This window comes from Citrobacter sp. Cf136, assembly GCF_030333815.1.
GTDB lineage: Bacteria > Pseudomonadota > Gammaproteobacteria > Enterobacterales > Enterobacteriaceae > Citrobacter > Citrobacter freundii.
In genome coordinates this window covers 1,246,863-1,259,263 of record NZ_JAOWFE010000032.1, presented here as the reverse complement: position 1 = coordinate 1,259,263, position 12,401 = coordinate 1,246,863, and the positions used below count along the sequence as shown (strand labels likewise).

Sequence of the window (12,401 nt, the reverse complement as noted above, 5' to 3'; positions counted from 1 at the left end):
GGATTACGATGAAAACAGTAAAAATTGCGGTGCTTTCGTTAGTGATGCTCTCGGGCTATAGCCTTGCAGAAAGTACATCACTGAATACCGTAAAAGAATATATGGCGGCGTGGAATGCGCATGATGCTTCGCGAGCCGCTCAATATCTTGCGGATGATGCGGTTTATTATGATGCCGCCGCGGGTGAACCGGTAAACGGGAGAGAAAAAGCGGAAAAAGAGGTTATCGGCGCTTTTATTAAGGCGGTGCCAGATCTGAACTGGAAAATGGTTGGCAAACCCGTCTACGACGAAGACACCGTGGCCTTTCGTTGGGAATTTTCAGGCAAAAATAGTGGTGAATGGGCAGGGAGTCCGCCGACAAATAATCCGATCAAATTTGAAGGCGTAAGCTATATTCATGTTAAAGCAGGAAAAATCACCTGGCAGGGTGATTATTATGATTCTAAAAAACTGGATGAAGAGTTAAAGCCAGTGAAGTAGTCGGTTGTACCCCTTTATAAATAAGAAGGGGGTATTTCTCTTATTTGTGTCGTATTAAAGGCAGTGTGTAGCAATAAGGAAAAAAGTTAATGGCAATTACCAGACGTGATTTTCTCAACGGCGTCGCGGTGACTATTGCGGCGGGACTTACCCCGCTGGAGTGGGTCAGGGCGACAGGAAAGGGAAACGCATTTATAGATGGAAATTATTATCCTCCTGCGCTGACAGGGCTGCGGGGTAATCATCCTGGATCATTTGAAATGGCGCATGCGCTAGGCCGCGAGCAGAAGCATTTTGATTTAAACGCTCTGCCCGTTGAGGAAGAGTACGATCTGGTGATTGTTGGGGGCGGGATTAGCGGGTTAGCTGCCGGTTGTTTTTGGCGTCAAGTTGCCGGGCAAAATAGCCGGATCCTGATCCTCGATAACCATGACGATTTTGGCGGACACGCCAAACGTAATGAATTTACCAGCTCGGGCAAGAAATTACTCGGTTATGGCGGCAGCGAAGCATTCCAGTCACCCGCGCATAATTTCAGCCCTGAAGTACAAAAACTGATGGAAACCGTGGGCGTCAGCGTCACGCGGTTAAAAGAGAGTTTTGACGTAAACTTCTACCCCGACTTGCAGCTCAGTCGCGGGGTTTTTTTCGACAAGAAGAATTTTGGCGTAACAAAAATCGTCAGCGGCGATCCGGGCCGCGCGGTATCTGATGATATTCCGCCGGACAGGCTCAATGGCCGTAAAATTGAAGACTTTATCAATGATTTTCCGCTAGGTGAGAACGACAGAAAAGCGCTGATCGACCTGCATGTACGCCCTGGCGATTACCTTCCGGGGATGACGGTCGATGAGAAAATGGAATGGCTGGATACCCACAGCTACAGTGAATTTTTAGCAACAAAAGTGGGTTTGAGCAAAATGGCGCTGCTCTATTTTCAGCAGCGTTCCAATGACTTCTTTGCCATCGGCATTGAAGGCATCTCCTGCAGCGATGCCAGGGCGTGCGCCTTACCCGGCATGGAAGGGATGGGGTTACCGCCGTTGGACGGAGAGTCGCTGGCCGACCTCGAAGAGCCGTATGTTTACCATTTCCCGGACGGTAACGCCGGTCTGGCCCGACTGTTAGTCAGGTATATGCTGCCGGATGCGCTACCGGGTAACACTATGGAAGACTCTGTTCTCGCCAGATTACATTATGAAAAGCTGGATCTACCAGAAAACACCACGCGCCTGCGCCTGAACAGCACAGTGATTAATGCGGCCAACGTGCAGGATGGCGTTGTGGTGACCTATCTGCGTGACGGTAAAATGCACCGTGTGCGCGGTAAGAACACCATCATGGCAGGTTATAACATGATGATCCCGTATCTGGTGCCTGAGATGCCGGAACAGCAGCAGGCCGATCTCAAACTGAACGTCAAGGCTCCGCTGGTGTACACCAACGTGATGGTCAAAAACTGGCAGGCGTTCAAACAGCTTGGCGTACATGAATTTTATTCTCCAGCTGCACCTTACAGCCGGGTTAAGCTCGACTATCCGGTCAGTATTGGTGGGTATCAACATCCGGCCTCCCCGGACGATCCGATGGTCATTCACATGGTCTATGTGCCGACCTATCCGGGCAGTAACCTATCGGCCAGAGAGCAGTTCCGCCTGGGACGAGCCTATTTGCTGGGGACCACTTTTGCGGCGCATGAGGAGATGATTCGCTCCCAGTTGCAGGAGATGTTTGGCTCAACAGGCTTTTATAATCAACGCGATATCTCCGCCATTACCGTTAACCGCTGGGCGCATGGCTATGCGTACTACGCCAATTCACTGTTCGATGATATGGATAAAATGCCAGAAATTATCGAGCGGGCGCGTCAGCCAGTCGGTCGCATTGCTATCGCTAACTCCGATTCTGACTGGAGTGCTTATGCCCACACAGCAATCGATCAGGCATGGCGTGCGGTTAATGAACTCAAGGATATGGGGTGATCTATGCGTAACGAAACCATTCTCGCCGCCTGTTTATTTACCGCTTCGGTAAGCGCTGCTGAATCTAACGGTGAATACATCGCGCGAATTTCAGACTGCGTCGCCTGTCATACCGCTGAAGGTGGTGCAGCGATGGCGGGGGGCAAAAAGTTTCCTACTCCGGTGGGGGATATTTATTCGACCAACATTACCCCGGACAAGGCACAGGGTATTGGTAATTACTCATACGAGGATTTTGAAAAGGCGGTACGCCAGGGAATTGCCAAAGACGGTCATCCGCTCTATCCGGCCATGCCTTATCCCTCTTATGCAAAACTTTCTGACGAGGATGTTCAGGCGCTGTATCGCTATTTTATGCATGATGTCACACCGTCTGCGCAACCCAATAAAGAGAATGCCATTCCGTGGCTACTCTCCGCCCGCTGGCCACTGCATATCTGGAACTGGCTGTTTACCGACGCGCCAGCGACGACAGTAGATAGCGCGAAACCAGATGACAACGCAGCCCTGGTAAAACGGGGCGCTTATCTGGTGGAAGGTCCCGGGCACTGCGGTTCTTGCCATACACCGAGAGGTATGGCGATGAATGAAAAAGCCTATACCCATGCAGATGCCGAGTACCTGAGCGGAGCGATGATTGACGGCTGGTATGCACCTTCGCTGCGGGGCAGCGGAATGTCTGAGCAGGCGTTAAAATCGCTGTTGCTGACCGGTAAGAGCAAGCATGCTGCGGTTTCAGGTTCGATGGCTGAAGTCGTCACGCAGAGTACACAGTATCTGACCGACGAAGATGCCACGGCGATCGCCCAATATCTGCTGAGTCTGAAAAGCGCGAAGCCTGAAACGGTGCGTGCTGCTGCGACTACAGCATCCTGGTCGAATTCACCTGAGGCGGGCAAAGTGACCTATAACCGTTACTGTTCGACTTGTCACGGTCTGGAAGGGAAAGGTACGGATGATAACGCACCTTCTTTGGTCAACAATCCGCTGGTCATGGTTGATGACCCGACGCCGCTGTTCAGAGTGATTGCCCACGGCGCAGAAACACCGACAACGCGCGGCAGCATCTCCTTCAAGATGCCCGCCTACGGAGGCATGTTAAGTGACAACGAAATGCGCGACGTGATTAATTACGTGCGTAAGACCTGGGGTGAAGGGAATGGCGAAGTAAGCCATGAAGATCTGGCTGGGATTAAAAAAGCGTCACATTAAACAGTATGCCGGATAAGGTGCTTGCACCACCATCCGGCAGTGCTTACACGGTGTTTACCCTGATAATATCCGCGAGTCGGGTAAACGCCGCCGTCATTTCATGCTCTTCAATACTTGCAAACCCCAGCAACAGGCCGCTGCGTTTCTCTTCATTCACGTAGTAGCGTGACAGCGGGCGCACCAACAACCCTTGCGCATTCGCCTGTTGGGCAATGACCGCGTCATCGCTCCCTGCGGGTAACTGTAAGATCATATGCAGCCCGGCGTTGCTGCTGAAGGAACCAAGATAATGTTCACCAAGCTGGCGGTTGATAAGCTCTACCAGCATCTGGCGACGACGACTGTATAGTTGGCGCATTTTCCGAATGTGCGCTGCGTAATAACCCTCGCGAATAAACTCCGCCAGCGCGGCCTGAATCAACAGATGTCCACCACGATAGAGGTCGTTATGAACCTTTTTCAGCGGAGCGGCTAACGATTTAGGTAGCACGACATACCCGAGTCGCAGTGCGGGATAGAGTGTCTTACTGAATGTCCCGATGTAGATGACCGGTGTCTCTTCTTCCAGCCCCTGCAAAGAGGGGATCGGCTGGCCGGAAAAGCGGAACTCACTGTCGTAATCATCTTCCACTATCCAACTTCGCGTTTCACGTGCGCGAAAGATAAGTTGCCGGCGGCGACTGAGGCTCATCACCGAACCGAGAGGGTATTGATGTGACGGTGTCACAAAAATAAGTTTTGGCGGTGTTTCGCCTGCATCCGGCGGGACCATACCTTGTTCATCAACAGGAATAGCCGAAAAATTTACCGCATTGATACGCAGAATATTTTTGATTCCCCAGTAGCCCGGCTCCTCAATCCAGGCGTGATCGCCCGGGTTGCATAACGTTCGGGTCACCAGATCCAGCGCCTGGTGAATACCTTCGGTAATCAGAATTTGCTCCGGCGAACACCGCACGCCGCGAGCGGTGCGCAGATAGTCTGCCAGTGCTTCTTTCAGCTCATTCACACCGCCTGCGGCATCGTAAGTGAGAAACTCCGGGCGCAATCGTCTTGCCAGCCTGTCCTGAATTTTTTTGAGCACCCGGTGCGGAAAATGCTCTACATCAGGTACGCCTGGAATAAACGCGCCCCACTGACGGGGACTGGCGCTGGCATTACCTAACAGCTCAAGGCAGCGGGCAGATAAGCGGGTGTGATCCTCCAGAGCGGCAGCAACAGGTTCTTTATTGGGACGCAGGTTGAGATTGTCCAGCACGCTGTCAGTGACAAATGTGCCGCTACTGGTACGCGCAGAAATATAACCTTCGGCCTGCAACTGCTCGTAAACCCGCAGGACGGTATTGCGCGATAGCGCCAGCTCTCCTGCCAGGTCACGCGACGGAGGCATTCGGGTAGCCGGTTTCAGGCTACCTTCGAGGATGCAACTACAAATGGCGGCATACAGGCGGCGATGTAGTTTTTCGTCAGTCTGCTGACTAAATGCCTGCTTGATCACATCTCCGGCAAGTGAACGCATTTGGATCCTTAAAATAAAACGATTTGGCTCTCGATTAAAGTACCAGACGGCGTCTAAATTTAAAGGGTAATTCAACCGAAATGTATTAATGGACAAGGTGTAGAGAATGAACAATAAAAACCTGCAACAACGTCGTCTGGATGCCACCCCGCGTGGCGTGGGTGTGATGTGTGATTTTTATGCCCAGTCGGCAGAAAACAGCACGATTACCGATATCGAAGGCAATCAGTACATTGATTTTGCCGCCGGGATTGCCGTGCTGAACACCGGACACCGCCATCCTCGCCTGGTGCAGGCAGTCGAAGCGCAACTTCAGGCTTTTACCCATACGGCTTATCAGATTGTCCCGTACGAAAGCTATGTGTCTTTGGCTGAGAAAATCAACGCCGTCGCGCCAATCGATGGCAAGCGTAAAACCACATTCTTCACCACCGGGGCTGAAGCGGTAGAAAACGCGGTGAAAATTGCACGCGCACATACCGGGCGTCCTGGCGTTATCGCATTTGGCGGTGGTTTTCATGGTCGTACTTACATGACGATGGCGTTAACCGGCAAGGTGGCACCCTATAAAAAAGGTTTCGGTCCGTTCCCTGGCTCTGTTTACCATGCTCCGTATCCTTCTGAATTGCAGGGTATTTCCACGGCGGACTCCCTAAAAGCGATTGAGCGTCTGTTTAAAGCCGATATCGATCCAACCCAGGTTGCGGCGATTATCTTCGAACCCGTCCAGGGCGAAGGGGGCTTCGTGGTGGCACCGCCGGAATTTGTGGCCGCCATCCGCCGTATTTGCGACGAGCATGGCATCGTGATGATCGCCGATGAAGTACAAAGCGGGTTTGCCCGTACGGGCCAGCTGTTTGCGATGGATCATTACGCCGATAAAGCGGACCTGATGACCATGGCGAAAAGCCTCGCGGGCGGTATGCCGCTGTCTGGCGTCGTGGGCAAAGCCGAAATCATGGATGCACCTGCGCCGGGTGGTCTGGGTGGAACTTACGCCGGGAACCCGCTGTCGATCGCGGCGGCCCATGCAGTACTGGACATTATTCATGATGAACAGCTGTGCCAGCGTGCGGCGGCCCTCGGCGAACAGCTGCGCGCCGCTCTGACAGATGCGCAAGCAGGGTGTCCTGAACTGGCCGAAGTGCGTGGTTTAGGTTCTATGATTGCTGCTGAATTCTGTGATCCAGTGACAGGGGAACCCAACGCTTCCGCCGCACAACGCGTGCAGAAGAAAGCCCTTGAGCAAGGACTGCTGCTGCTGACCTGCGGTCAGTATGGCAACGTTATTCGTTTCCTTTACCCGCTGACGATTCCGCAGGATCAGTTCGCCAAAGCGCTTCAGATCATCAAAGCGGCGACGAAATAGTCCCGTATACCGCAGAAAAGACATAAAGCCGACGGTTGTCATCACCGTCGGCTTTATTATTGCCGGCATAAATTGATCTTCCTCGTGTGTAGTGCGGTATTTATCGCGAATGGGTTGCCAGTTATTGCGTTATATAATTTAATGCATATCGTTTTTACTCCTCTATTCAGATGGTATCCCATGTTAACTTTCCGCTCTTTTGTGCTGGTATGCGCCAGCATGTTGTTTGCGTTTTCTGCTCAGGCCGACCGTACGATCACCGATCAGCTTGGTCGTCAGGTCACGATCCCTGACCATGTGGACAAAGTCGTCGTGCTGCAACACCAGACGTTGAATATTCTGGTCCAGCTCAATGCCCAGCAGGACATTGTTGGCGTTATGTCGAGCTGGAAAAAACAGCTCGGGCCTGAATTTGCGCGCTTTATGCCGACGATTACTACATTGCCGACGCCGGGTGATCTCACCAGCGTGAACATCGAAAGCCTGCTGGCAATTCATCCACAGGTGGTGTTTGTCGCCAACTATGCGCCCGCGGAGATGATCCAGCAGATTCAGAACGCCGGTATTCCGGTCGTGGCTATCTCATTGCGCAAAGATGCCGGCGGGCAACAGAATAAAATGAACCCGACTATGGCCGATGAAGAGCAGGTCTACAACGAAGGGTTGAAGCAGGGTATTCGCCTGATTGCGGATGTCGTGGGGCGTAAACCGCAGGCTGAAACGTTAATCGACTACGTTTTTGCGGCACGAGCAAAATTCAATGCGCCGGTCGCAAACATCCCGGATGCGCAAAAAGTCCGTATTTATATGGCTAACCCCGACCTGATGACTTACGGCTCCGGGAAGTACACAGGACTGATGATGCAGCACGCGGGGGGATTAAACGTGGCGGCTGCCAGTGTGAAAGGGGCCCGTCAGGTTGCGCTGGAGCAGGTATTAGCGTGGAACCCGCAGGTGATTTTTGTCCAGGATCGCTATCCGCAGGTGGTAACTCAGATCCAAAACGATCCGAACTGGCAGGGGATTGATGCGGTGAAAAATCATCGTGTCTGGTTGATGCCTGAATACGCCAAAGCCTGGGGCTATCCGATGCCGGAGGCGTTGGCGATCGGTGAACTGTGGATGGCCAAAAAACTGTATCCGGATGCCTATAAAGATGTGGACGTTGATGCGCAGGCGCAAGATTACTATCAGCGTTTTTATCGTGTGAACTGGCAGTCTGATGCAGCTAAGTAACCGTTTTTTGCCCCAGCAACCGCTCTTAATCGTTGTGGTCCTGTTGCTGGGCGTCAGTTCGCTATGCCTCGGACAGTATCCGCTGTCGTTAAGCGAGGTGTTTTACCACCTGACGCACTATAGCGACGTTGGGGGAATAGCCAGCCAGGTGATCTGGACGGTCAGATTACCGCGTATTCTGATGGCACTGCTGGCGGGGGGCGCGCTGGGGTTATGCGGGGCGACGTTGCAAGGAGTATTTCATAATCCGCTGGTCGACCCGCATATTATCGGTGTGACGTCGGGGGCGGCCTTTGGAGGAACGCTGGCCATCCTGCTCGGTCTTTCACCCTTGCTGATGATGGGGTCAACGTTTTTCTTCGGTCTGACGGCATTGATCCTGGTGTATGTCATTGCTGCGTTACAGGGGCTGGAGAATACGCTGGTGTTGATCCTGTCAGGTATCATTTTGAGCGGCTTTTTTGCCGCGCTGGTGAGCCTGATCCAATATCAGGCTGATACCGAAGAGACGTTACCTAATATTGTGTTCTGGCTGCTGGGCAGCTTCGCGACGGCCAACTGGAATAAAGTACTGCTATTGGCGGTTCCGGTCGGTATCGCCGCGACGGTTTTGTTCCAGCTACGCTGGCGGATAAACCTGTTATCGCTCAATGACAAAGATGCCAGAGCACTGGGTGTGGCGGTAGTTCCTCTGCGACGCAGCGTTTTGGTGTGCTGCGCATTTTTGGTCGCCGCTCAGGTGGCGGTCAGCGGCAGCATTGCCTGGGTTGGGTTGGTTATTCCGCATCTGGCGCGTTTGCTGGTGGGCGTTGATCATCGTCGTCTACTGCCGTGTGCCTTCTGGTTGGGGGGCGGTTTTATGATTGTCGTGGATGATATTGCCCGCACCCTGATGCACGCGGAGATACCGCTGGGGATCATCACCGCATTGTTCGGTGCGCCGTTGTTTGCTTTCTTGCTCATTCGTACCAGCTGTCGGGAGAATTCATGATACCTGCCGCACTGCGCGTAAATCAGCTTTCTTATGGGTATCGCGCGCCGCTATTTGAGCCGCTAACGTTCTGTTGCCAGAAAGGTGATATCTGGGCCGTGCTTGGACGCAACGGTCTGGGCAAAAGTACGCTGCTCGATACGCTAACCGGCACGCTGCCTGCTTTAGACGGGAGTATTGAAAATAACGGTGGGATAGGAATTGTGGCACAGCATAGCCATCTGCCGTTTCCTTATACGGTCAGCGATGTGGTGCTGATGGGGCGAGCACAGCACGTGAAGCTTTTTGCGCAACCCAGCCAGCAGGATCAACAAAGAGCAATGCAGGCATTAGAGCAGTTGAGTATTGCGCATCTTGCCTCCAGCTCATTTGGCTCACTTTCTGGCGGGCAGCAACAGTTAGTGATGATTGCCCGGGCTCTGGTGACTGAGTGTCAAACGTTGTTACTTGATGAACCGTGTTCCGCGCTGGATCTCGCCAATCAGCAGGTGGTGCTCCAGCTCATCAGCGATTTGGCCCATCAACAGGGATGCAGCATTCTCTTTTCGACCCACGATCCGCTTCATGCGTTACAGGTTGCTTCCCATACTTTGCTGCTACTCCCTGAAGGTAAATGGCGGGCAGGGCCAACGGACAGCATTGTGACCGAAGAGAATCTGTTTCTGGCCTATGGCTTACCGCTGCGAAAACTTAGCGTGGAGAATCACCCTACGCCATTTATCGCACCGTTGTTTTCTATTCGTCGTTAAGCGGTAAGAATCCTGCGGCGGTAAGGAACGCCTGACCGCTGCGGGAAAGTATGAATTCAACCAGCGCCATGACTTCTTTGGAGGCTTCAAGCACCGCCAGTTGGTATTCGCAGCGAATATTGTGCTCGTCCGGAATAGCCACGTAATGTACGTCGGTCATCGCGTGCAGCGCGTGTGCGTAATGCGCGTAACCGATAAACAGATCGGCCAGCCCCTGGCGCAGGATCCAGGCGCTCGCCAGTTCTCCTTGCGGGATTTTTATCGTATCACGGCCACCAACCAGTGGGATAGCGCGCGCCCGAAGTTGCCGCCCGAGTCCTGGTTCCAGTACATCTATATTGTCGAAAAATGCCCAGGTATAGTCTCCGGAAGGGTCGCAGCCGGGCATTGATGTACCTGGTCGCAGCGTTGGGTCGCGGAGTAAATCCAGCCAGGTTCCGATTCGGTTGCTGACAAGGCTCAGTTTGTTCCAGCAAAAGGTGTGCGTTGAGACGGCTTTATTACGTACCAGCAGGTTTTGCGGATGTTCCCGGTTGGCGGAGGCAAAGAGCGCACACGGTTCACCCGTTTCAATACGCTCGCGCAGTAAACCGGCCGGACCATATTCAATCTTGACGTCTATTCCACTCATGCGCGTGAACTGGCTTATCAGCGGGGTAAATGCTGGGCGTAAACTGCCCGCGGCGAACAGGAGAATGGAAGAGGGCATGGTATCCGGGCTCTGACGAAAGACATTATACGAAGAAGATGAATGATACGCGTTGAGCATGGAATTTAGAATGATTTAACGCATTGCTATTGTAGCAACGTAGGAAATGATAAAACCGAAGATAAAACGATAGTTTTGAAGGGAAATAGCACCAAATCGAAGAGATGATTTGGTGCGTCCGAGTGGACTCGAACCACCGACCCCCACCATGTCAAGGTGGTGCTCTAACCAACTGAGCTACGGACGCAAGATGGTGCGTTCAATTGGACTCGAACCAACGACCCCCACCATGTCAAGGTGGTGCTCTAACCAACTGAGCTATGAACGCAACGTTGTAGGTGACAACGGGGACGAATATTAGCGGCACAGACCGAATGAGGCAAGAGGGAAATGGCATTTTTCTTCCTGATCTCACGCGATTGCAGAGTAATTAAGCAAGTTGATTATATTTTGTTGATTTTGCAGCGTGTTTTTTATTCAGGCTGTGCGCTGGGGGCATAATGGGGGCATTTTAGTCGGCATCCTGCTGTTCAGCATGCTTACCTGATCCTGATTCATTTCGCTTATCCACTTCGAATAAACCTCATAAACCATCTTTGCATTCTCATGCCCCATCTGACTGGCAATGAACGATGGGTTAGCTCCTGATGACAGTAGCCAGCATGCGTATGTATGGCGAGATTGATAAGGGTCCCTCACTCTAACGCCTGCCCGTTTCATGCCACTTTCCCAGCTGTAGGGAAAAGACCTTTTAGAAAAGTACTGTTTCTTTTCCCTCGACTGCTGTCCTGGAATGAAGACAAACCGGACAGAAAGCTGTTCTGTCCGTCCATACTCGCGATGATGGAGAACGATATCTGTTTTCGGTTGGTTTGCGGTCAGTTGATGGATTTCATTCAGTGCTTCGAGTGCAGGCTGTAAAAGTGTGATTGTTCTGATCCCCGCATTAGTTTTAGGAGGAACAAATAGCCCTTTTGCCGTAAGGTTCCTGCATACATGGATTTCCCCCTTTTTGAGATCGATATCTTCCCAGGCGAGCGCACAGAGCTCACCGTGACGCATACCGGTGTGAATCGCAACAATCCAGGTGAGTGCAAACCGGCGGGGCAGAGCATTGATGAAAGCCTGATATTCATGAAGTAGCAGCGGATCGGGATCCCTTTGAGAAACTCTCAGGTTTTTAACATTTTCATAGGGGGCATGAGTGATGAACTTACTATGGTTAGCCAGTTTCAGCATACTGCATAGTGTGCCCATCAGGTTGTTTACAGTCGAAGCCTTGCGTCCCTCCTTATTGAACCAGACCACTTTTTTGTATGTAACTTCACCAGTCAGTAATTCCTGACGGTATCTCAACAGATCTGTGTGTTGAATTTCGGCAATGTGCGTTCTACCTCCGACAATGCGAAGTAGTGTACTTATCCTGGATGTCAGTGAGTCATGCGATGCCGCAGATAATTCGAGCTTTTTTATTTTTAGGAAAAGGTCACAGAGCTCGTTGAAGGTTGTTATGCGCTGTGTGGTGGTAAACTTTTTGATTGTCTTTGACTCAGGGAATCGTCTCGCATAGTCAAAAGTTCCCATCTGTATATCGCCAATAATTCCAGCACGAAGATTTCCCGCTTTGCGGATGTTCGCTGCGGTGACAGCCCAGCCGTGCAGTACTTCTCGACACCTGGAACCACGGTAAACGAACCAGATCCTTATTTTTCCATTGTGTATTTCTACACCGGTCGGTAATGCTGCCATTAAGCCTCCTGAACAAATTTATTAATTCGGGGGTAGTTGTACCAGAGGACACCATTGCTGCTGCTGGTCTCTCCCAACGCGGTCAGATGTTTAAAGTGAACACCCTCGATCCACACTCCCAAACGATAGTTTTTAATTTGCCCTTTTGAGAGGCCAGTTCTTTCGCTCAGCCGGGTTTCAACTACCCATTCTTCATTGAAGACGATATCTGGCATGGTCTGTATCTCGTGTTTGCCCGCTGAATGCGCGCAAAAGCCCGGCCCGCCGGATATGGTCTTCTCCGGCGGAGTTTAATCAGGCTGGTGGCGGTAGGGCGGGACAGTAGTGTTTAAATGTTAGCTGCGAAAATTGATGTAAAAAAAAGCCTGCTCGGGCACGGACTCGAACAGGCACAAAGAAGAGA

Annotated in this window: 11 protein-coding genes and 2 tRNA genes; 7 read left to right on the top strand and 6 right to left on the bottom strand. The window is 52.0% G+C overall.

The genetic code is table 11. The annotated features are described in order from the left end of the window. Positions 1–8 precede the first annotated feature (8 nt). The 3 genes from OGV98_RS10480 to OGV98_RS10470 all read left to right on the top strand — a co-directional run bounded on the left by OGV98_RS10480 (position 9) and on the right by OGV98_RS10470 (position 3,676). The gene (locus OGV98_RS10480) at positions 9–482 is read left to right on the top strand and encodes an ester cyclase (RefSeq protein WP_058842634.1); all 474 of its coding nucleotides are present in this window, start codon (positions 9–11) and stop codon (positions 480–482) included. An 89-nt stretch (positions 483–571) separates the two neighbouring features. Next, positions 572–2,464, top strand: coding sequence for an NAD(P)-binding protein (locus OGV98_RS10475; RefSeq protein WP_202580508.1), 1,893 nt, complete (start codon positions 572–574; stop codon positions 2,462–2,464). A 3-nt stretch (positions 2,465–2,467) separates the two neighbouring features. Continuing rightward, positions 2,468–3,676: a c-type cytochrome gene (locus OGV98_RS10470; protein ID WP_138828455.1), complete on the top strand. Its 1,209-nt coding sequence runs from the start codon at positions 2,468–2,470 to the stop codon at positions 3,674–3,676. A 43-nt stretch (positions 3,677–3,719) separates the two neighbouring features. Here the strand turns inward: OGV98_RS10470 and pdxR are convergent, their stop codons facing one another. Continuing rightward, positions 3,720–5,195, bottom strand: a complete 1,476-nt coding sequence (pdxR, locus tag OGV98_RS10465) for a MocR-like pyridoxine biosynthesis transcription factor PdxR (protein WP_174329327.1) — start codon at positions 5,193–5,195, stop codon at positions 3,720–3,722. Positions 5,196–5,301: 106 nt separating this feature from the next. On the opposite strand from pdxR, the gene puuE reads away from it, so the two are divergent. From puuE to OGV98_RS10445, 4 genes are all read left to right on the top strand, one after another. Continuing rightward, a complete protein-coding gene (gene puuE, locus OGV98_RS10460) occupies positions 5,302–6,564 on the top strand; it encodes a 4-aminobutyrate transaminase (protein WP_016150167.1) in 1,263 nt (420 codons plus the stop codon). Positions 6,565–6,744: 180 nt separating this feature from the next. Beyond that, positions 6,745–7,800 (top strand): ABC transporter substrate-binding protein, encoded by a 1,056-nt coding sequence (locus OGV98_RS10455; RefSeq protein ID WP_048233656.1) that lies wholly within the window; start codon positions 6,745–6,747, stop codon positions 7,798–7,800. After that, on the top strand, positions 7,787–8,791 hold the full coding sequence (locus OGV98_RS10450; protein ID WP_202580506.1) for a FecCD family ABC transporter permease: 1,005 nt from the start codon (positions 7,787–7,789) through the stop codon (positions 8,789–8,791). The genes OGV98_RS10455 and OGV98_RS10450 overlap by 14 nt, the downstream gene beginning before the upstream one ends. After that, positions 8,788–9,540, top strand: coding sequence for an ABC transporter ATP-binding protein (locus OGV98_RS10445; RefSeq protein WP_102190825.1), 753 nt, complete (start codon positions 8,788–8,790; stop codon positions 9,538–9,540). The genes OGV98_RS10450 and OGV98_RS10445 overlap by 4 nt, the downstream gene beginning before the upstream one ends. Here the strand turns inward: OGV98_RS10445 and OGV98_RS10440 are convergent. From OGV98_RS10440 to xisR, 5 genes are all read right to left on the bottom strand, one after another. Next, entirely contained in the window at positions 9,527–10,249 is a 723-nt protein-coding gene (locus tag OGV98_RS10440) for a substrate-binding domain-containing protein (RefSeq protein WP_202580505.1), read from the bottom strand. The two genes, OGV98_RS10445 and OGV98_RS10440, sit on opposite strands and share 14 nt — an antisense overlap. 170 nt (positions 10,250–10,419) lie before the next feature. Further along, a tRNA-Val gene (locus tag OGV98_RS10435) sits at positions 10,420–10,496 on the bottom strand. A gap of 4 nt (positions 10,497–10,500) precedes the next feature. Next, a tRNA-Val gene (locus OGV98_RS10430) sits at positions 10,501–10,577 on the bottom strand. A gap of 149 nt (positions 10,578–10,726) precedes the next feature. Beyond that, complete coding sequence (locus tag OGV98_RS10425) at positions 10,727–11,998, bottom strand: site-specific integrase (RefSeq protein WP_202580504.1); 1,272 nt, start codon at positions 11,996–11,998, stop codon at positions 10,727–10,729. Continuing rightward, positions 11,998–12,213, bottom strand: coding sequence for an excisionase family protein (xisR, locus tag OGV98_RS10420; RefSeq protein ID WP_043016519.1), 216 nt, complete (start codon positions 12,211–12,213; stop codon positions 11,998–12,000). The genes OGV98_RS10425 and xisR overlap by 1 nt, the downstream gene beginning before the upstream one ends. Positions 12,214–12,401: the final 188 nt, after the last annotated feature.

What these genes read in the sequence shown, in the direction of transcription:
- OGV98_RS10425 (WP_202580504.1), bottom strand. Translation starts at nt 11,998, where the DNA reads ATGGCAGCATTACCGACCGGTGTAGAAATACACAATGGAAAAATAAGG.
- OGV98_RS10470 (WP_138828455.1), top strand. Translation starts at nt 2,468, where the DNA reads ATGCGTAACGAAACCATTCTCGCCGCCTGTTTATTTACCGCTTCGGTA.
- pdxR (WP_174329327.1), bottom strand. Translation starts at nt 5,195, where the DNA reads ATGCGTTCACTTGCCGGAGATGTGATCAAGCAGGCATTTAGTCAGCAG.
- OGV98_RS10450 (WP_202580506.1), top strand. Translation starts at nt 7,787, where the DNA reads ATGCAGCTAAGTAACCGTTTTTTGCCCCAGCAACCGCTCTTAATCGTT.
- OGV98_RS10440 (WP_202580505.1), bottom strand. Translation starts at nt 10,249, where the DNA reads ATGCCCTCTTCCATTCTCCTGTTCGCCGCGGGCAGTTTACGCCCAGCA.
- xisR (WP_043016519.1), bottom strand. Translation starts at nt 12,213, where the DNA reads ATGCCAGATATCGTCTTCAATGAAGAATGGGTAGTTGAAACCCGGCTG.
- OGV98_RS10455 (WP_048233656.1), top strand. Translation starts at nt 6,745, where the DNA reads ATGTTAACTTTCCGCTCTTTTGTGCTGGTATGCGCCAGCATGTTGTTT.
- OGV98_RS10480 (WP_058842634.1), top strand. Translation starts at nt 9, where the DNA reads ATGAAAACAGTAAAAATTGCGGTGCTTTCGTTAGTGATGCTCTCGGGC.
- puuE (WP_016150167.1), top strand. Translation starts at nt 5,302, where the DNA reads ATGAACAATAAAAACCTGCAACAACGTCGTCTGGATGCCACCCCGCGT.
- OGV98_RS10475 (WP_202580508.1), top strand. Translation starts at nt 572, where the DNA reads ATGGCAATTACCAGACGTGATTTTCTCAACGGCGTCGCGGTGACTATT.
- OGV98_RS10445 (WP_102190825.1), top strand. Translation starts at nt 8,788, where the DNA reads ATGATACCTGCCGCACTGCGCGTAAATCAGCTTTCTTATGGGTATCGC.